Annotated in this window: 18 protein-coding genes and 3 pseudogenes; 11 read left to right on the top strand and 10 right to left on the bottom strand. The window is 67.6% G+C overall.

Going from position 1 to position 17,802, the window contains the following annotated elements:
- Window positions 1–27: 27 nt before the first annotated feature.
- From ASG83_RS13340 to ASG83_RS13285, 3 genes and pseudogenes are all read right to left on the bottom strand, one after another.
- Window positions 28–91, bottom strand: a 64-nt coding sequence (locus tag ASG83_RS13340) for a hypothetical protein (RefSeq protein WP_255358255.1), incomplete at its 3' end; no start/stop codon positions are given.
- 44 nt (window positions 92–135) lie between these two features.
- Window positions 136–845, bottom strand: a pseudogene (locus ASG83_RS13290) (DUF3375 family protein); the annotation flags it as partial.
- 1 nt (window position 846) lies between these two features.
- On the bottom strand, window positions 847–1,497 hold a 651-nt coding region (locus tag ASG83_RS13285; RefSeq protein ID WP_235460199.1), incomplete at its 3' end, for a DUF3375 family protein.
- An 83-nt stretch (window positions 1,498–1,580) separates the two neighbouring features.
- On the opposite strand from ASG83_RS13285, the gene ASG83_RS12125 reads away from it, so the two are divergent.
- Window positions 1,581–2,102 carry a tetratricopeptide repeat protein gene (locus tag ASG83_RS12125; protein ID WP_055861829.1) on the top strand — a complete coding sequence of 174 codons (522 nt, stop codon included), beginning with the start codon at window positions 1,581–1,583 and terminating at the stop codon, window positions 2,100–2,102.
- A 183-nt stretch (window positions 2,103–2,285) separates the two neighbouring features.
- On the opposite strand, the gene ASG83_RS12740 is transcribed toward ASG83_RS12125, so the two are convergent.
- Window positions 2,286–2,519, bottom strand: a complete 234-nt coding sequence (locus ASG83_RS12740) for a hypothetical protein (protein ID WP_156711100.1) — start codon at window positions 2,517–2,519, stop codon at window positions 2,286–2,288.
- A 276-nt stretch (window positions 2,520–2,795) separates the two neighbouring features.
- Between ASG83_RS12740 and ASG83_RS12825 the strand changes: the two genes are divergently transcribed.
- The 8 genes from ASG83_RS12825 (at window position 2,796) to gdhA (ending at window position 10,644) form a co-directional block, all read left to right on the top strand.
- Window positions 2,796–3,095, top strand: coding sequence for a hypothetical protein (locus ASG83_RS12825; RefSeq protein ID WP_055861826.1), 300 nt, complete (start codon window positions 2,796–2,798; stop codon window positions 3,093–3,095).
- Complete coding sequence (locus ASG83_RS12115) at window positions 3,092–4,975, top strand: P-loop NTPase fold protein (protein ID WP_055861823.1); 1,884 nt, start codon at window positions 3,092–3,094, stop codon at window positions 4,973–4,975. Before ASG83_RS12825 ends, ASG83_RS12115 begins: the two co-directional genes overlap by 4 nt.
- A gap of 2 nt (window positions 4,976–4,977) precedes the next feature.
- The gene (locus ASG83_RS12110) at window positions 4,978–5,733 is read left to right on the top strand and encodes a hypothetical protein (protein WP_055861820.1); all 756 of its coding nucleotides are present in this window, start codon (window positions 4,978–4,980) and stop codon (window positions 5,731–5,733) included.
- A 146-nt stretch (window positions 5,734–5,879) separates the two neighbouring features.
- The gene (locus ASG83_RS12105; protein ID WP_156711099.1) at window positions 5,880–7,028 is read left to right on the top strand and encodes a hypothetical protein; all 1,149 of its coding nucleotides are present in this window, start codon (window positions 5,880–5,882) and stop codon (window positions 7,026–7,028) included.
- Window positions 7,025–7,852 (top strand): TatD family hydrolase, encoded by an 828-nt coding sequence (locus ASG83_RS12535; RefSeq protein WP_082599225.1) that lies wholly within the window; start codon window positions 7,025–7,027, stop codon window positions 7,850–7,852. The genes ASG83_RS12105 and ASG83_RS12535 overlap by 4 nt, the downstream gene beginning before the upstream one ends.
- Entirely contained in the window at window positions 7,849–8,040 is a 192-nt protein-coding gene (locus ASG83_RS12100) for a hypothetical protein (protein ID WP_055861815.1), read from the top strand. Before ASG83_RS12535 ends, ASG83_RS12100 begins: the two co-directional genes overlap by 4 nt.
- 103 nt (window positions 8,041–8,143) lie before the next feature.
- Window positions 8,144–9,172, top strand: coding sequence for an SDR family oxidoreductase (locus tag ASG83_RS12095; RefSeq protein ID WP_055861812.1), 1,029 nt, complete (start codon window positions 8,144–8,146; stop codon window positions 9,170–9,172).
- A 122-nt stretch (window positions 9,173–9,294) separates the two neighbouring features.
- Window positions 9,295–10,644: an NADP-specific glutamate dehydrogenase gene (gdhA, locus tag ASG83_RS12090; RefSeq protein WP_055861809.1), complete on the top strand. Its 1,350-nt coding sequence runs from the start codon at window positions 9,295–9,297 to the stop codon at window positions 10,642–10,644.
- 304 nt (window positions 10,645–10,948) lie between these two features.
- Here gdhA and ASG83_RS12080 read toward each other — a convergent pair whose 3' ends face one another.
- The 4 genes from ASG83_RS12080 to ASG83_RS12065 all read right to left on the bottom strand — a co-directional run bounded on the left by ASG83_RS12080 (window position 10,949) and on the right by ASG83_RS12065 (window position 14,680).
- The gene (locus ASG83_RS12080; RefSeq protein WP_235451472.1) at window positions 10,949–11,557 is read right to left on the bottom strand and encodes a response regulator transcription factor; all 609 of its coding nucleotides are present in this window, start codon (window positions 11,555–11,557) and stop codon (window positions 10,949–10,951) included.
- A gap of 62 nt (window positions 11,558–11,619) precedes the next feature.
- A complete protein-coding gene (locus tag ASG83_RS12075; RefSeq protein WP_055861798.1) occupies window positions 11,620–12,666 on the bottom strand; it encodes a sensor histidine kinase in 1,047 nt (348 codons plus the stop codon).
- A gap of 236 nt (window positions 12,667–12,902) precedes the next feature.
- Window positions 12,903–13,748: an ABC transporter permease gene (locus tag ASG83_RS12070; protein WP_055861795.1), complete on the bottom strand. Its 846-nt coding sequence runs from the start codon at window positions 13,746–13,748 to the stop codon at window positions 12,903–12,905.
- Complete coding sequence (locus tag ASG83_RS12065) at window positions 13,745–14,680, bottom strand: ABC transporter ATP-binding protein (RefSeq protein WP_055861792.1); 936 nt, start codon at window positions 14,678–14,680, stop codon at window positions 13,745–13,747. The genes ASG83_RS12070 and ASG83_RS12065 overlap by 4 nt, the downstream gene beginning before the upstream one ends.
- A gap of 21 nt (window positions 14,681–14,701) precedes the next feature.
- Between ASG83_RS12065 and ASG83_RS13280 the strand changes: the two are divergent.
- Window positions 14,702–15,563 (top strand): annotated as a pseudogene (locus ASG83_RS13280) (hypothetical protein); the annotation flags it as partial.
- Between the two features lies 1 nt (window position 15,564).
- Window positions 15,565–16,015, top strand: a pseudogene (locus tag ASG83_RS13275) (lipase); the annotation flags it as partial.
- 35 nt (window positions 16,016–16,050) lie between these two features.
- Here the strand turns inward: ASG83_RS13275 and ASG83_RS12055 are convergent.
- Both ASG83_RS12055 and bla read right to left on the bottom strand, forming a co-directional pair.
- Complete coding sequence (locus ASG83_RS12055; protein WP_055861786.1) at window positions 16,051–16,815, bottom strand: MerR family transcriptional regulator; 765 nt, start codon at window positions 16,813–16,815, stop codon at window positions 16,051–16,053.
- Window positions 16,815–17,759: a class A beta-lactamase gene (gene bla, locus ASG83_RS12050; protein ID WP_055861783.1), complete on the bottom strand. Its 945-nt coding sequence runs from the start codon at window positions 17,757–17,759 to the stop codon at window positions 16,815–16,817. Before bla ends, ASG83_RS12055 begins: the two co-directional genes overlap by 1 nt.
- Window positions 17,760–17,802 lie beyond the last annotated feature (43 nt).

Below are 17,802 nucleotides of genomic sequence, written 5' to 3'. Positions count from 1 at the left end.
GAAGTGGTCGGCGACAGCGGCGGGGTNGGCGCTGTAGTGTCTGCCACGCTCCTTCGTGTGAGGGCACCTCGCGGTACACGACTTCGCGCATGAGAAGAATGATCGCCGCAGCGATCGCTTGTTCGTCGGCGTTTCTCACGCGCGTGTCACCTGAACCGTCCGCATCCTCACCCGTTTCGTTTCACCGAAGGCGTCATTGAAATCGATCGTGATCTCGCTGTCGCCGACGTCGATCGTGATGTCGTCTTCGTCGAGCGCGAGGTAGCCAAGAAGCTCAGCCACGCCCTCCTGCACCGGGTACAGCCCTACGATTTCATCGAGCGCGACCGTGGTGCGCGGCGGCACGACGGCGCGAATGTTCTCTGCGAGGCGCGCCGTGTCGACGAAACGCTGTGTGAACAGGTCGCCTAGTTCGGCGATGTCGATCTCGTCGGGCGAGAGCATGCTGTCGACCACCACGTCGGGCTGCGGATCGTACAGTGGCCGCTCGAATGGCAGGGCGATCGGCACGCCCGGTTCGTCGACGACCAGGCCGATATCGCGCGGCTGCGCGTCGCGCAGGGCAAGAGCGGATGCCTCGACCGAGCGCACCAGGTCTATGACGCGGCGATTCTCGACCCACACCTGATCGTCAAGAAACCGGCGTAGCTGCTCAGAGAGCGCGCGCACAGTCTGTTGCGTGCGCTCGGCGGCATCGCTCCAGTCGTGGTGCACGCTACGCAGCCGATGATCGGCCGAAAGCTGTGGCATGCGCTGCACCGTCGCCACCAAAGTGGCCAGCTCGTCCTGCCGACCCTCCGAGAGCAGGAAGTCGTAGAAGGCCTGGAAACTGCGACCCTGATCAGNCCCCGCGATCTTCTCGCGGGCCGAACGATCGAGCGTGCGAAAATTCTCCTCGACCTCACGGAAGTCGCTCAGCAGTTCGCGCGCCGTCGACGCGAATTGCTGGTATCGGTCGCGCACAGCCGTCTCGTCGAGCACCTCAAATTTTCCTTCACGCGCTTCTGCGAGTTCGGCTTCGACGGCGTCGCGCCGCCGCTCGAGTTGGGCAATACGACTGTCGGGGTCGACCTCAGCACCGTGAACGATGCTGCGCAGAAGCTCGACGACCGTCTGCAGTCGCGACTCGGTGCCGACGAATGATCTCACTCGCAGACCCTCTGCCCACGCATACGCCTTCTGAACCGCGGGCGTAACGTCGTAATGAACCTCTTCTGACCCTGACGGATAGAAGCGGCGCAGCCAGGCTGACTCGGCTGCCGCCCAGTCTTCGAGGTAGGTTGCAGGCTCGGCGGGGTAGCGGTCGGGCTCGGAACGATGCACGACGTACAAGAAGTCGTCGAGCGCCGACACGAGCTGACCGGCGGGCGCGGCCCCTCGGTTCGCTTCGATGAAGTACGTGCCAAGAAACGACAGAACGAGGGGTGCATTGCGCGCGCGCACCAAGCGCCACGCGGCATGACGCTCCCACAGCCGATCCAGCTCGTCGAGTTCCATATATTCTCAAGAGTAAAGGTGAGGGCCGACACCCCTCGTTCGGATTGCGCTAAGACTCCGCCGCCATCGCCGAAGGCTCCCGGATGCTCGCCGCAGCCGAGCAGACCCTCAAGCACCTTGGCGCCCCGTCCGGCCCCTACCTTCTCCAGGCCCAGATCGCCGCAGAGCACGCGACCGCCCCGACGGCCGCGAGGACGAACTTCGCCCGCATCGCCAACCTCTACGCCCACCTCAGCGAGGTGGCCCCGTCGCCCATCGTCGACCTCAACCGAGCGATCGCCGTGGCGTTCTTTGAGGGCCCGGATGCTGGCCTCACCCTCCTCGACACGCTCAACCTCGACGCGCAGCTCGGGGAGTACCACCTTCTGCACGCGACTCGCGCCGACCTGCTCCACCGCGCGGGACACCCGACGGATGCCCTGTCGCACTATCGCCGAGCTCTTGAGCTTGCCCCTTCCGACCCGGAGCGCCGATTCCTCCAGAGCCGCGTCGACGGGTCAAAGGCCCGTTCGAGCGGGGGGCAGTGCGCTGCAAGGCCGCGATCCGGTGCAGAGGTCGCGTCCTGGGGGCCTCCCCCGTTGAGAGCCAGTGATCAGTCACGGTGAGCCAGTCGCTCGGCACGCGAATCCGATCCGGACATGTGATCGAGCACCTGCCGCGTCGTGGCTCGTACGATGTTGCACGCGAAGTCGTGTCGAGCATCGGCGTCCGTCGTGAAATTTGGGAGCCTGGACAGGCTGCTACCGCGAGCGATGCTCGGCGTACAGGCGATCCTCGTAAATGCCCGGTCAGTCGGTGGACTTCATCTGCGTGCCGTTCTGGTCCTCGCCGGACGGTTCAGTTGCCGACTCGGCGTCGAGCTGCTTCGCCACGCTTCGTTCGCGAAGCTTACGGACGGCCCATTTGCCGCCCATGACCAGTCCGGCAGCGCCCATGGTGATCAGAGCGCCCACAACGCCTCCCTGCTTCGCACCATCGCCAAAGCCTTTGTGATATCCGTGACCCCATGCCGGATTGCCCATATTTCTCGCTCCTCTGCTCGCTCCAATCCTTGCAGGAGAACTGGCAAGCGCGGTGGCGAATGACATGACTCGGGCAGGACGTGCGGCTCGTCGAGGTGCTCCGTTGCCTATCCACGAGAAAATCTGATCCTGAGATGCCTGACGCAGATGGGCCTGCAACCAAATGCGATGTCGTTCTGAGGGCCCACTTCACTCAGGGCGAACGAGTCTCGCTGAACTGCGGCAGTGCGCGGCGCGGCCCCCGCGGCTGTCGAAGCCCGTCGGTACGCTCTGAACATGAGTCAGATTGACCGTGCTGAATCGCGACGCAAGTCCGCCCTCGCGGCCTTGAATCCATCGGAACAAGCTGCGCTTGGGCAGTACTTCACGCCGTATCAGGCAGCGCTCATCATCGCGCGTTTGCCCCGCATGCCGCAGGCCGACACGATCCGCGTGCTCGACCCCGGTGCCGGGAGCGGCATGCTGGCCGCAGCGCTCGTCGACCGCCTTCGCGCGGAGCGACCCGACGTCCCGACGCACATGATTCATCTCGATGGGGACAAGTTTCTCGGGCCACACGCCGTGGAGGTGTCGTGATCGCCAATACTTATCCACTATTCCTCGATGAGCCGACCGATGTCGACCTGCTGTCGTTCGACGCCGTAGCCGGCACGGTCGTTGATGCGCTGCTCGACCCCCGTCTCGATCCCATCGCTCTCGGGCTCTCCGGCTCATGGGGGAGCGGCAAGACTTCCGTGCTGCGCATCATCGCGAAGCAGCTGAAACCGAAGCACGGCGACCCGGTGTCGCGTCTCGTCATCGAGACTGACCCGTGGCGATACGACCCGCAGCTCGGGATCAAAGAGTCGCTGATCGGCGAGATCCTCTCCGCCATCGAGGAGGCTCTCCCCGACGAGGGCGTCGGGGCGCAGTCAAAGGCTCTCGTCAAGCGCCTCATGAAGCGGATCGACTGGACCAAGGCGATGAAGCTCGCCGCCCAGTCCGCGGTGACAGTGACCCTGCCCTCACTAGATAGCGTGCTGAGCCTCGTCAAGCCAACGGAAGGCGGAGGCGAAAACAGCCCTGAGCCGATCACGGACATGGTGCAGTTCCGCGCTGAGTTCCGCGCTCTCCTCGAATCGGAGGGCATGGAGACAATCAAGAACGTCGTCGTGCTTGTCGACGACCTGGACCGTTGCCTTCCCGAGACCGTCGTCGAGACGCTTGAAACCATCAGGCTCTTCCTATCCGTGCCGAAAATGTCCTTCGTTATAGCGGCTGACGAAGAGCGGGTTGCAGATGCGATCGCTACGCGCTACCCGGCTGCACCCGAGACAAAACCGGGCGAAGAGACACCGGCACAGCTCTACCTGCACAAGATCGTCCAGACCTCGGTGCCCGTACCCGCGCTTTCGGATTTCGACACCGAGGCGTATCTCGTTCTCCTTCAGATCCGCGCACTGGTCGAACCAGCCGAGTACGCGCAGATCGTGAGCGATGTCTCCGTCGCGCGGCGTGATGCAATCGCGCTGGAAACGGTCGCCTCGCTCCTGAAAGACGAGTTCCTCGAGCAGCGCAACAACGCGGCCCGTATTCGCCCGATCGTCCATGAGAAGACGAAGGGCAACCCCCGACGCATCAAGCGGTTCCTGAATGACCTATCGGTTCGTTTGAGCATCGCGGCTCGGCGTGGAATCACGCTGGATGCGGCCACGATCGCGAAGCTCATGGTGCTCGAGCAGTACTTCCCTGACGAGTTCAAGGAGGTCACCGGCTGGCTGCGGGAGCAGACGCTCCGGCAGAATCTCGTTGCCCTCGAAGCACAAGCCGGAACGCCTCAGGTTGACGACGAGGCGGAGCAGCCGGAACCGGCTGACGGCGCCGGGACCGAAGCCGCTGAGACCACCGAAGCGAACGCGGACACTCCTGCGGAAACCGAAGCAACCAGCGACGCCTCGAAGCCTCGATTCGGCGACGGGCTGATCCGCTGGGCGCGGCTTTCTCCGCCGCTCGCCAAGAAGGACATCGCGCCGTATCTCGTCTTTGCGGCGAGCTTCAAGAGTGTCTTCCTGGCTTCCGAAGGACTGCCGGAATCGATTCGAGACATCGCGACGCAGATCCTGTCGCGATCGGTCGGTGAAGCTCGGCGCGTGACGGAAGACATGCTTCGCAACCTGCAAAGCAGTGAAGCGGACAAGCTGATCCACCACATCGGTGGCGTGATCGCTGATGAGCCGCAGAAGCAGTCGGCCGGCATCGTCGCGTTACTTCGGATCGTTCGTGTTCGGCCGTCGTCTGTCGCGACGGCCGTCTCGGCGCTGAAGCGGTTGCGGCCTGCGGATCTCAAGGTAGGCGGTTTCGTCCAGCTTCGCGCAGACGACCCTGAGCCGATCGTCGAGCAGATGACGCAGATGGCGAACGCCAGCGGACGTAAGCAACTCATCGAAGCCGTTGCTGCTGCCAAGGAGGGCATCTAGTCATGGGGACAAGCTCGTCGTATAAGGGGTCGACGGGCAAGGTCGGTCGTGCCCTCCGCGATGGCGTCGACCAGTGGGCGGATGGTCAGGCCGACGGACAGAAAACGCGCATTCCTGAAGGTGTGGTCGCTCAGGCGCTGAAGATCCCCGTGTTCTCGCGCCGCTCAGCAGGCGGCGGGGGCGGCGGGGCCGGCGGTAGCGGCGGGGGCACCGGCCGCAAGCAGAGCGCCCCGCGTCGTGACGCTCGCGCGTACGCCGCGACCGCGAGCCGTGCTGCCAGACTCGCGCGAGCATTCCGCGAAGGTGATCGCGAGACCCTCGCGAAGGCCGGTCTCGACTTTGATTCGCTATCCGCCCTGCCTTCCCGAGCCGAAATGGTGCGAGCCATTCTCGACGTCGTCTGCGAGGCGCAGACTTCCAGCGACATCCCCGCCGAAGAGCAGCGAGACATCGCACATCATCTTCTCGAGTGGATGCTCGACACGGATGTGAACCCATCGACTCCGGACGCCGCAGCCACAGCTGAACACGCTATCGGCGTGATGATCGCCGAGATCTTCATCTCCGAATCAGACGAGTTCACCTCGACGGACTCGGTGTCGCGCGAGAACTTCATCGATGAGGTCTACGACGCGAGCCACCAGTTGGCCGCACGCGCCAATCTCTCGGATGCGGGTGCAAGTCCGGATGCTATCGACTCGGCTATCGAGCGTGGCCTTCGTAGTCTCCGCCGCATCTTCAAAGATGGGGTCGAGTAACGGTGTTCTCCTATGAGCTCACTGTCACGCCCGTCCCCTCCACGCCGACCTCCGACGCGGATCGAACCTTCTATTGGCATGACGCCCATTCCCACCGGTACTTTCGAGCCAACTACGGACCGCTGCTCGGAGGTCTCGGCGCTGTCATGGACCGCAACATCGATCTGGTCCGCGTTGCCATAGCCGTCCTCGCAGCAGACCGCTCGTCGCTGCGCTCGGGGAGACTGTCCAATTGGAACCAGCGGGACATCTCCATTGCCGTAGACGTGCTGGCGGCAAGTCCGTGGCAGACCGTCCAGCCTGAGCTCGAGAAGCTCCTCGGCTTCCTCACCGGAGATATCTGGCGGTTCACCTTTCGCGAGAACGCCGGAGCTCCGGAACAGATCGCAACCGTTGGACTTGGTGCAACGCGCGTCGTGCTGCTGAGCGGCGGGGCAGACTCAGCGACCGGCGCCTTGCTGTCCGCTGCCGACCTCGCTTCACACGGTGAACAACAGATCCTCGTCTCGCACTGGGCGTCTCCAAACCTGTCTCCAGTTCAGACTCGAGTCGCAGATGCGATTGAGGACCTCGCGCCTGGTACGACGGCCGATCATGTGAAGGTGCTGCTGGCGCGTGGCCGTCACTCCCCGACCGGCAAGGCCTACGGCAAGGAGAACTCGACGCGGTCTCGTTCCTTCCTGTTCATTGCTTTGGGGCTCGCGGTGGCTTCGGTCCACAAGGTGCCGCTCTGGCTACCCGAGAACGGCTATGCATCGATAAACCCGCCGCTCTCTCGAAGTCGTCGAGGGAGCCTCTCCACCAAGACAACGCATCCCAAGTTCCTCGGTGACCTGATGTCCTTGCTCGCATCGGTGGGGGCGCACCATGACCTGGTCAATCCGCACGCCGCCGAGACCAAGGGAGAGATGTTCCAGCGTGTGCGGGAGCTGCTTGGAAAGGAGCGTGCCAGCGCGTTCCTCAGTGACACGTCGTCGTGCTCGCACACGGGCGCGAAGTCGTACGGGATCTCCGCCAAGATCGCGTGCGGCGTGTGCTTTGGATGTGTACTGCGTCGGGCCTCGTTCGAGGCGGCCGCGCTGGACGACAGCACGCCCTACCTCGTCCCCGAGGGCGACGAGCAATTGGCCTGGGTGAAGGAAAAGTCCGTGGTTCCAGCCATGCGTGATTTCCTTCGCGAGTCATTCGGGGAATCCGATCTTGCGAAGCTCCAGCTCCCGTCGAGCATCGCTCTAGCCGACGCTCTCGAGCTGTGTCGGCGAGGACGCGAAGAACTGCGGGGACTTGACCCATGAGGGTCCCCGCACCGCTCGATACCCATGCGCACGTCGACCCGGGCATCGATGCCTCTGAATTTCGGAAGCTCGGGGCCTTCATCTTCGCGATGACTCGGTCGCTCGACGAGTTCGAGGCAGTGCGCTCACGTTCTGATCTCAAGGCACTCTGGGGTGTCGGAGTTCACCCGGGACGTGTCCGGGCGCAGAAAGCATTCACTGTCGAGCGTTTCCGACAGCAAATTCAGGACACGCCTCTCGTGGGTGAAGTGGGCCTAGACGGCTCGAGCCGGGTGCCGATCGAGCTGCAGACGACAACGTTCCGAAACATTCTTGAGGAACTCCAGCGTCACCCGCGGATTGTGAGCGTGCACAGTTCGGGCGCGCACCTTCGCGTGCTGCGAGAGCTACACCGCACTCCGGTCGAGGGCGTCATCCTGCATTGGTGGACCGGGGGAGTTGAGGTGACCGAAGAGGCAGTCCGGCTCGGGTGCTACTTCTCGCTGCCGCCAGCCATGATGTCCTCCGAGGAGACGATTCGCGCGATCCCACCGCATCGGCTGCTCACAGAAACCGATCACCCGTATGGCGATCGGCGTACGCGAGGGGCCAAGCCCGGTCGGGTGAGCGAGGTGGAACAGAATCTTGCTGGCCTCCGCGGCATCGAATCGCGCGTGCAGCGGATCGAAGTGTGGGCCAACTTCGCCAAGCTCGTGGACGCGGTCGGGATCGAAGCAGCCCTGCCGTCTGAGTGGCGAACGACGCTCCGCGGCGGTGACCGGCGAACCGTGGCCATAAGTGCTCCTCATTCCGCTCGAACGCACCGCCGGGGCCTTGGAAGTTGACGTGGCGCGCCGGGCTCGTCGAGGCGCTGCCGCCGGTCGTCGCCGAGGTCGGCATCTGGGTGATCGTGGCCTACTCGGCGGTGGGCATCGTCATGAACGGCATCTCGCGGTCGAAGGCAGAGTGGTGCACGATGACGCCGGTGTGCGTCGTGCTTTCGGTGCTGTCGCTCGTGGTCGCGCTCGGGTAGCGAAGTCCTGAGGAGAGTTGCCTGGCCGACCCGCCTGGGCTCCCCCTGTGCATGCCGCCCCCAGGGCTAGCGACACCGGCGAACCGCTTCCTACCGTTGCCGGATGACCAAGGGACTGAAGAAGATCAAGGGCGCCACCGTCGTCATCACGGGAGCGTCGTCGGGCATCGGCCGAGCATCCGCGCTGCGCTTCGCGAAGAAGGGGGCGAACGTCGTGCTCGCCGCCCGCCGCGAGGAGGCGCTGCGGGAGGTCGCCGCCGAGTGCGAGCGGTTCGGTGCGCAGACGCTCGTCGTTCCGCTCGACGTCACCGACGCGGCGGCGGTCGACGCGCTCGCCGACCGGGTCATCGCGACGTTCGGCCGCATCGACGTGTGGGTGAACGGCGCGTCGGTCACGATGGCCGGGTCGCTCACCGAGGTTCCGCTGGAGGACTTCCGGCGCGTGCTCGACGTCAACGTCATGGGATACGTGCACGGTGCGCGGGCGGCGCTGCGGGTGTTCCGCAGCCAGAAGCGGGGCGTGCTCGTCAACGTGTCGTCGGTGCTCGGCTCGGTGCCGCAGCCGTACACGGCGGCGTACTCGATGTCGAAGACGGCGGTCACGGCGCTGTCGGCGAGCATCCGCTCAGAGCTGCGGCTCGACAAGCTCAAGCACATTCACGTCGTGACGGTCATGCCCGCCGTCATCGACACCCCGATCTTCGCGCAGGCCGCCAACTACACCGGCCGCCGCGTGCTCGCGCCGCCGCCCGTCAATGCGCCGCAGCGCGTGGCCCGCGAGATCGTGAAGAGCACGCGGAAGCCGCGCGCGGAGGTGCCGGTGGGCAGCGGAGGGCGCGCCCTGCTCGCGCAGCACCGCGCGTCGCCGGAGTCGGCCGAGAAGTCGATGGCGACCTACGTCGACCAGCTGCACCTCTCCAAGACGGAGACGGCACCGGCCACGAGCGGCAACCTGTTCGAGTCGGCGCCGCTTGAGATGGCGACCGTCGAGGGCGGTTGGGGCGGCCGGCCTCGACAGGCGGGTCGACGGATGCTCGGGGGAGCGCTGCTCGTCGGCGCCCTCGCCGTGCCCGCCATTGCGCGGTCGCGCGGCCGACGCGCACGCGGGCCAGGGCGCCGCCGCTCGCGATGAAGCGAGCGGGCGACCGCGACGACGTCCCATCCGAGCAGTGCACGACACCTGTCGGGTGACCGGTACCCTGACCGTATCCGCGCACAACTCGCGGCTTTTTTCTGCTCCACGGAGGCCTCCCCATGCTCGCTCTCGACCCCGCTCTGCAGCCCGTGTTCGACGAGGTGGTGCACCGGAATCCGGGTGACACCGAGTTCCACCAGGCCGTGCTCGAGGTGTTCGAGAGCCTCGGGCCGGTCGTGGCGAAGCACCCCGAGTACGCCGACGCCGCGATCATGCAGCGCCTCGTCGAGCCCGAGCGGCAGCTGATCTTCCGGGTTCCGTGGGTCGACGATGCGGGGAGCGTGCAGCTGAACCGCGGCTTCCGGGTGCAGTTCAACTCGGCGCTCGGCCCGTTCAAGGGCGGTCTGCGCTTCCACCCCTCGGTGAACGTCGGCATCATCAAGTTCCTCGGCTTCGAGCAGACGTTCAAGAACGCGCTCACCGGCATGCCGATCGGCGGCGGCAAGGGCGGCGCCGACTTCGACCCGAAGGGCAAGAGCGACGCCGAGGTCATGCGCTTCTGCCAGTCGTACATGACCGAGCTGCACCGCCACATCGGCGAGTACACCGACGTGCCCGCGGGCGACATCGGGGTCGGCGGCCGCGAGATCGGCTACCTCTTCGGCCAGTACAAGCGTCTGACGAACCGCTACGAGTCGGGAGTGCTCACCGGCAAGGGCATCGGCTGGGGCGGCTCGCTCGTGCGTCGCGAGGCCACCGGCTACGGCGCGGTGTTCTTCGTCGACGAGATGCTGCGACGCCACGGCGGAAGCCTCGAAGGCAAGCGCGTCGTCGTCTCGGGCTCCGGCAACGTCGCCCTCTCCGCGATCGAGAAGGCGCACCAGCTGGGCGCGACGGTGGTCGCGTGCTCCGATTCCGGGGGCTATGTGGCGGATGCCCGGGGCATCGACCTCGAACTGCTGACCGACATCAAGACGGTGCGTCGCGGTCGCATCTCCCAGTACGCCGACGAGCGAGGTGGCGAGGTCAGCTACGTCGCGGGCGGCTCGATCTGGGACGTGCCGTGCGACATCGCGCTGCCGTGCGCGACGCAGAACGAGCTCGACGACCGCGGAGCGCGGGCGCTCGCTCGCAATGGCGCGAAGGTCGTGGCCGAGGGGGCGAACATGCCGACCACGCCGGCGGGCGTGCGCGTGCTGCGGGAGGCGGGCATCCTCTTCGCCCCCGGCAAGGCGGTGAATGCGGGCGGTGTGGCGACGAGCGCGCTGGAGATGCAGCAGAACGCGTCGCGCGACTCGTGGAGCTTCGAGCACACTGAGCAGCGGCTCGCCGAGATCATGCGGCAGATCCACGACCGGTGCCTCGAGACGGCCGACGAGTACGGGGTGCCCGACGACTACGTCGCCGGCGCCAACATCGCCGGGGTCACCCAGGTCGCCGATGCGATGCTCGCGCTCGGGGTGGTGTGAGGCCCCCCCGGACCTGAAAGCGACCACGTGTCGGTGGGTGCCCGTCGCCTCGAGCGGTAGTCGTGGCGCGGGTCATCCGTAATGCGCCGGCGGACGTCATCAGCGTCAAGGTCGGCGTCAACGTCGTCGNGCGGCTGCGCAGCTTCGTGCCCGCCGTCCACGGCTTCCTCGACACCATCCGCGACGGCCACCCCGTGCTCATCGGCGCCCTCGCCGTGCCGGCCCTCCTACGGTCGAGCGGCGTCGCACCTACCCGCCGAGCGACGCGAGCTCTCAGATCTCGGTGAAGTGCTCCCATCGGCCTTTAGGCCCCCGCCATGCCGAGCTCGTGGGCGAGGATCACGGCCTGAACGCGATCGCGGAGGTCGAGTTTCAGCAGGATCCGCCCGACGTGCGTCTTGACCGTCGACTCGGTCAGCCGAAGTTCGGCGCCGATTTCTCCGTTCGTCGCTCCGCGCCCGATGAGAAGGAATACGTCGCGCTCGCGCGCGGTGAGCGGTGCGAGTGCTGCCTCTGCATCGCGCCGGATGCGATGGGCGCCGGTAGCGAGGTGCGGGGCGGCCATCTCGATGAGCTTCGCCGTGATCCGGGGCGAGACCACCGCATCCCCTCGATGAACGGCGAGGATGGCGGTCACCAGCTCGGCGGGTCGGGTGTCTTTGAGCAGAAAGCCCGACGCGCCCGCCTGGAGGGCGCCGAACGCATACTCGTCGAGGTCGAAGGTCGTGAGCGCGAGCACGCGAACGCCCGGGAGACGGGAGGTAATTCTCTCGGTCGCGGCGAGCCCGTCGATGCCGGGCATCCGGATGTCCATGAGCACGACATCGGGGCGAAGCCGGTCAGCCGCCTCGACCGCCTCCAACCCGTCAGCGGCCTCGCCGACGACCTCGAGGTGCGGATCGGCGTCGAGCATAAGCCGAAAGCCGTACCGCACGAGTTCTTGATCATCGGCAAGGAGGACTCGGACAAGCGCCGTCACGATGTGCTCCTCTCCAGGGGCAGTGTCGCGCGGACCCGCCATCCCCTGGCGGACCGCGGCCCGGCCTCGAGCTCGCCGCCGTAGAACGCCACGCGTTTGCGCATGCCGAGGATGCCGCGGCCGACGTCGCCCGTCGTCGACGGCGCGGTGGGGCCGTCGTCTTCGATGACGACCTCGACGGTCTCGGTGGTCCAGGTGAGCGACACGCTCACCGATGTCGCCTGCGGCGCGTGTCTGAGCGCGTTGGTGAGTGACTCCTGGACGAGCCGGAAGACGGTCAGTTCCAACGCCGGGTCGCGGACGGGGGAGCCGCTCATGGAGAGCGACACGGGCAGGCCGGCACGCGTGAACTCGGTCACGAGCGCCGGCAGCTCGTCGACTCCCGGCTGCGGGGCGCGAGTGACCTGCTGGTCTCCGCCGTCACCGCGAACCGACCCCAGGAGCCGTCGAACCTCAGCGAGGGTGCGCCGCCCGGTCTCGGCAGCCCGGCCCATGGCATCCTGCGCTCGTTCCGGATGCTCGGGTGCGGAGGCGCGGGCTCCCTCGGTGAGCGCGATCATGACGGACAGGCTGTGCGCGATGACGTCGTGCATCTCCCGTGCGATGCGCTCGCGTTCGTGCGCGCTCGCGATTTCCGCTTGCGCGTCACGCTCTCTGGCCAGCTGCGCGGCCCGCTCGAGGAGTGCCGCGACGTATCGCTTGCGGCTGCCGACGTTGGTGCCGATGAGGGTTGCCACGAGGAGGAAGACGATGGCCGTTGCCGTGTTGTTGAACCAGACCCCCACGAAGTCTTGGCTCGCATCCGCAGCCGCGCCCGGGAGCGCCGGCGCGCGTGCAGCCGCGACGAGGCCCGCGACGATCGCTGCCGCCGAGCCGGCTCCGAAGCTGATCCACGCAGCGCGCGTGGGGCGGTAGACGCCGACGGCGTAGATCGTGAGCAGTGGCAGCAGAATCTCCGCCGTCGAGCCGATGGCCGAGCCGATGATGATCAGCACGTTGGCAAGGGCGAACATGAGGAGGGGGTACCGGCGTCGCAGCAGCACGACGGGCGCCCCTGCAACGCCAAGTGCGATGACCGCCCACAGCGGGGGCATGTCGGGTGCGACCGCGGCGACGACGGCGAAGATCGCGGCGAACAGCAGATAGACGAGGGCGACGAGGGAGTCAGTGAGCCACGGGTGTCGGTGCAGGTATCGACGGATGGTGCCAGGCGGGCGGGGGAGCGCGAGATCATCCGGCGCCCCCGAGGAGGCGCCGGATGATCCGTTCGTGGCGTGCGTCAGGCGTCCCTCCGGCGGAGTGCGATGGCACCCAGGGTAAGGGAGACGAGAGTCCACGCAAGGACGACCAGACCGCCGAGCCCGGGTTCGAGAAGGGTCTGGCCGATTGATTCTTCGACGGACTCCGTGGAGGGCAGGCGAGCCATGGCGACTCCGGCATTCGAGAAGATGTACGGCGCGACCTCATCGGCCCAGTCGACGGCGAGCGAGAGGAGGGGGAGCACCGTCGGGATAACCAGGATCACACCGAGCGACGCCGCGATTCCGCCGGCGGAGGAGCGCAGCAGTGTGCCGAGGCCCAGGGCGAACACGGCCGTCAACCCGAGGTACACAGCGGCGCCAGCGAGTGCGGGCGCGAGCCCGGGCTCGGCCAGTCCGACGGCAAGGCCCTGCGCGTCGAGCACCGGGTAGGTGGCGGCCCACGATCCGAACATGGTGATCGCGCCGACGGCGGAGACGAGCAGGAAGAGCACCAGCGACTTGGCGGCCAGCACGGGCAGTCGAGCAGGCACGGCCGCGAGGGTCGAGCGGATCATCCCGGTCGAATACTCGCCGGTGACCATCAGGACGCCGAGAACGGCCGCGATCAGCTGACCGAACGACACGCCGATCGTTGCCGTCGTCACCACTGCGCCGGGGTCAGGTGCCGATGCGCCCTCCATGCCGAAGCCCAGGGATGCGACGAGGAAGCTCAGTCCGACGCCGAGCGCGACGATGAGGCCGAGCGACCAGAGCGTCGAGCGCAGGCTCGTGAGCTTGATCCACTCCGATCGCAGGATGCGCGGGAACGTCAGTCGCGCATCCGATCGGACAGTGGGGCTGGGGGTCAGGGTTGCGGCGGTCATCGCGCAACCTCCTCAGGGGTTCGGGTGACGTGCGCGGAGCGGTACTCCACGTCGTCGGTGGTCAAGGTGAGGTAGGCGTCTTCGAGCGAGCCGCTCAGCGCTACGAGTTCGTGGATGGCGACTCCCGCGCTCGCGGCAGCGTCACCGATCTGCGTCGGCGTGAGACCGGAGACGACGGCGGCGCCGTCATCGAGCGTGGTGACGGTGACGTCGCCCGCAGCGATGGTGCGATGGAGCCTCGCCAGGTCGGGAGTGCGCACTCTCACCGAGGATCCCGTGGCCCGGGCGATCACCTCGTCCACCGTGGCGTCGGCGACGACCCGCCCCCGACCGAGCACGATGAGGTGGTCCGCCGTCTGCGCCATCTCGCTCATGAGGTGCGAGGACAGCAGAACTGTGCGCCCTTCCGCCGCGAGACCCCGGACGAGCGTCCGCACCCAGCGCACGCCTTCGGGGTCGAGCCCGTTGACCGGCTCGTCGAGGATCACGGTCGCCGGGTCGCCCAGGAGCGCTGCGGCGATACCCAGTCGCTGACCCATGCCGAGGGAGAAACCGCCGACCCGCTTATGGGCGACGGACTCGAGGCCCGCGAGCTCGATGACCTCGCGCACGCGTGATGCGCCGATGCCGTGGGTCGCGGCCATGGCGAGAAGGTGTCGGTAGGCGGTGCGGCCGGTGTGCACGGCTTTCGCGTCGAGCAGGATGCCCACTTCGCGGAGGGGCGCCCGGTGCTCGCGGTAGTGGCGCCCGTTGACCGTCACCTCGCCCGAGGTCGGGCGGTCGAGCCCCGCGATCATGCGCATGGTCGTCGACTTGCCGGCGCCGTTCGGGCCGAGGAACCCCGTGACCTGACCGGGCTGAACCCGGAAGTCGATGCCGTCCACGGCTGTCCGCTTGCCGAACTTTTTTGTGAGTGCGCGTGCTTCTATCATCCAAATGGCCTTTCGTATCGTGTGTCGCGAACCACGCTACGAATCACGGCGACGCGGGTCATCGGTCTGCAGGCCGATCTTGATCCGGACCTCGTGGTACCGAGGTACGACGGCGCGGCGGTGCCGTCGCCCACGTTGACGGAACGCATCCGGCACCCGCACGACCATGAAGGAGGCATCGTGATCACCATCCCCCTCACCCCGGATCTGATCCTGGGAGCGACGGAGCTGGAACGAACAGAGCGAGGCGTTCGCCCGCACCGTCTGCCGCGATCCGTGCGCGAACGCGACGCTGATCCGCAGCTGGCGATGATGGAGGCGCAACCCTCGGGTGTGCGGGTCCGATTCGCGACGAGCGCCACCTCGATCACCCTCGAGCTGCACGCCACGCGCGTCTTCTATCGCGGGTTCTCCCGCCCGCGCGGCGTCGTCGACGTCGTCGTGGACGGCGAGCTCGTGGCCTCGCACGAGCTGCAGGCGGGCGACGCCGTCGAGCTCGACCTGCAGACGGGCGGCCGGGAGCTGACGCCGGGGGAGCCCGATCGCATCGAGGTGTCGCTGCCCGGGGCGGGCGAGCGGGTCGTCGAACTGTGGCTGCCCCACAACGAGAAGGTCGACGTGGTGGCGCTGCACGCCCGTGCCCCGGTGTCGCCCGCTCCGCCTGTCGGCCCGGTGTGGGTGCACCACGGCAGCTCGATCAGTCACGGTTCGAACGCCGCCACCCCGACCGGCATCTGGCCCGTCGTGGCGGCCCGAAGCGCCGGTGTGCAGCTGCGCAATCTCGGGTTCGGCGGCAGTGCGCTCGTCGACCCGTTCATGGCGCGCGTCATCCGGGATGCTCCGGCCGACGTCATCAGCGTCAAGCTCGGCATCAATGTCGTCANGCGGCTGCGCAGCTTCGTGCCCGCCGTCCACGGCTTCCTCGACACCATCCGCGACGGCCACCCGGATACCCCGCTGCTGCTCGTGTCGCCGATCTTCTGCGGCATCCACGAAGACACGCCGGGGCCGGGGGCAGTCGACCCGACCGGTTTCGCGGCCGGCGAGATGCGGTTCATCGCGACGGGTTCGCCCGGCGACACCGCTGCCGGCCGACTGACGCTCACCGTCATCCGCGACGCGATGGAGCAGCTCGTCGCCGCACGCGACGACGCGAACCTCGGCTACATCGACGGCCTGTCGCTCTACGGCCCCGACGACGCCGAGCGGCTGCCGCTGCCGGACGGGCTCCACCCGAGCGCAGAGGCGCACGCGCTCATCGGCTCGCGGTTCGCCGCGCGGGCGTTCGGGGCGGCCGGCTCCCTGCGCCCGGCAGCGACCGCGCGCCTCGCCTAAAGCGGCAGTCTCGAGCGGCCTGCCCACCGCGCGGCTCAGTCAGCGACGTCTGAAGGGGGCTGCTCGCCGGCGGTGCGCATCTCCTCGGCGAGCTCGAGCGCCCGCGCGTTCGCGCGCACGAAGACCTCGAGCTGCGGGCGGTTGTACAGCGCTTTCATGCTTTCGGCGAGCGCTTCGCCGGCGGATGCCCGGTCACCGGTGAGCCGTGAGCCGGGGTCGGCGAGCCAGGGGTGCTCGATGATGCTGCGCACGAGGCTCGGCGCGAGCGCGTCGGCGAGCCGAGCGACGGTGGCCTCGTCAGCATCGGCCGGAAGACGGTCGATCTCGGCTTCGACCTCGCTGTCGCACAGCTCGACGCTCGTGCGCAGGTCGGCGAGCGCCTCCTCATCGAAGACGCGCGAGTAGAGGTGGATCATCGAGCGGTCGGCGTCCGACATCCGCGACGCCACCGATTCGAACCCGGCGGGCACGTCGGCCGGCACCTCTTCGCGGAGGATCGCCGCGATCCCCGCGCGTGCGCTCTGCAGCCGCTCGATGCTCTGCGCGAGCTCGGCGTCGACCTCGTGCAGCGCCTGGTTCGCGGCGGGCGTCGCACTGAGCTCGCGGATCTGCCCGAGCGGCACGCCGAGGTCGACGAGGCGCCGGATGCGCAGCAGCGCCATGAGGTGCGCGACCTCGTACTGCTTGTAGCCGTTGTGGCGTCGCTCCGGCTCGTCGAGCAGCCCGAGCTGGTGGTAGTGGCGCACGGTGTTCACCGTCGTTCCCGCCAGTTCGGCGAGCTCTCGCGTGCTCCACGCCATCAGCCGAGCTCCTCCAGCACGACGGCGGCGACGTCGGCGACGAGCGCGTTGTCGTACTCGGCGTCGGCGGCATCGCGCGTGGTGAGCACGGCGATGACGATGGGGTCGCCGTCGGGCGGCCACACGATGCCGAGGTCGTTGCGGGTGCCGTAGCCGCCGGCACCCGACTTGTCGGCGACGGCCCATCCCTCGGGGGCTCCGGCGCGGATGAGCGGGTCACCGGTCGCGTTGCCGCTCATCCAGTCGATGAGCGTCGCGGCCTGGGTGTCGTCGAGGAGCCCGTCGAGCGCGAAGCCGCGCAGCGTCTCGGCGAGCGCGCGCGGCGTGCTCGTGTCGCGCGTCTCACCCGGCACGGCCGTGTTGAGCTCGGTCTCGCGGCGCTCGGGCTGCGTCGTGCGGTCGCCGACGCGGGTGAGAGCGTCGGCGAACCCTGCGGGCCCGCCGAGCTCGTCCAGCAGCAGGTTGGCGGCGGAGTTGTCGCTCGTCCGCACGGTCGCCTCTGCGAGCTCGCGGATGCTCATCCCGCCATCCACGTTCTGCTCGGTGACCGGCGAGTAGTCGACGAGCTCGTCGGCCGAGTAGGTGATGACGCGGTCGAGGTCGTCGACGGTCTTCAGTACGACGGCGGCGAGCAGCGCCTTGAAGGTGGACGCGTAGGCGAAGCGCTCGTCCTCCCGGTAGGCGACGGTCTCGCCTGAGCCGGTGTCGACGGCGTAGACACCGACGCGGGCGTCGTACTCGCCCTCCAGGTCGGCGAGGTCGTCGTCGAGGTCGATGGTGGGGCTCGGTTCGGCGGCCACCGGGGCGGAGGGGCTCGGCGTCGGTGCTCCGCCGATGCCCACGGCCGAGCATCCGGACCCGACCAGCAGGACGAGGGCTGCCAGGCCCGCGGTCGTCGCGCGCACCGTCTGCGGGGCGCGTCTCGCCGTTCGGCGCGTCTGCATGCTGGACCTCGCTCGAGTCGTTCCGGGCCTCGGTTCGGCGCCC

The sequence above is a fragment of the Yonghaparkia sp. Soil809 genome (assembly GCF_001429705.1).
Taxonomy (GTDB): Bacteria; Actinomycetota; Actinomycetes; order Actinomycetales; family Microbacteriaceae; genus Microcella.
This window is presented reverse-complemented; position numbering and strand designations above follow the sequence as displayed.

Coding starts and splice junctions, on each gene's coding strand:
- ASG83_RS12125 (WP_055861829.1), top strand. CDS start 1,581: ATGCTCGCCGCAGCCGAGCAGACCCTCAAGCACCTTGGCGCCCCGTCC.
- ASG83_RS12740 (WP_156711100.1), bottom strand. CDS start 2,519: ATGGGCAATCCGGCATGGGGTCACGGATATCACAAAGGCTTTGGCGAT.
- ASG83_RS12825 (WP_055861826.1), top strand. CDS start 2,796: ATGAGTCAGATTGACCGTGCTGAATCGCGACGCAAGTCCGCCCTCGCG.
- ASG83_RS12110 (WP_055861820.1), top strand. CDS start 4,978: ATGGGGACAAGCTCGTCGTATAAGGGGTCGACGGGCAAGGTCGGTCGT.
- ASG83_RS12105 (WP_156711099.1), top strand. CDS start 5,880: ATGGACCGCAACATCGATCTGGTCCGCGTTGCCATAGCCGTCCTCGCA.
- ASG83_RS12535 (WP_082599225.1), top strand. CDS start 7,025: ATGAGGGTCCCCGCACCGCTCGATACCCATGCGCACGTCGACCCGGGC.
- ASG83_RS12095 (WP_055861812.1), top strand. CDS start 8,144: ATGACCAAGGGACTGAAGAAGATCAAGGGCGCCACCGTCGTCATCACG.
- gdhA (WP_055861809.1), top strand. CDS start 9,295: ATGCTCGCTCTCGACCCCGCTCTGCAGCCCGTGTTCGACGAGGTGGTG.
- ASG83_RS12080 (WP_235451472.1), bottom strand. CDS start 11,557: ATGCTCGACGCCGATCCGCACCTCGAGGTCGTCGGCGAGGCCGCTGAC.
- ASG83_RS12070 (WP_055861795.1), bottom strand. CDS start 13,748: ATGACCGCCGCAACCCTGACCCCCAGCCCCACTGTCCGATCGGATGCG.
- ASG83_RS12065 (WP_055861792.1), bottom strand. CDS start 14,680: ATGATAGAAGCACGCGCACTCACAAAAAAGTTCGGCAAGCGGACAGCC.
- ASG83_RS12055 (WP_055861786.1), bottom strand. CDS start 16,815: ATGGCGTGGAGCACGCGAGAGCTCGCCGAACTGGCGGGAACGACGGTG.
- bla (WP_055861783.1), bottom strand. CDS start 17,759: ATGCAGACGCGCCGAACGGCGAGACGCGCCCCGCAGACGGTGCGCGCG.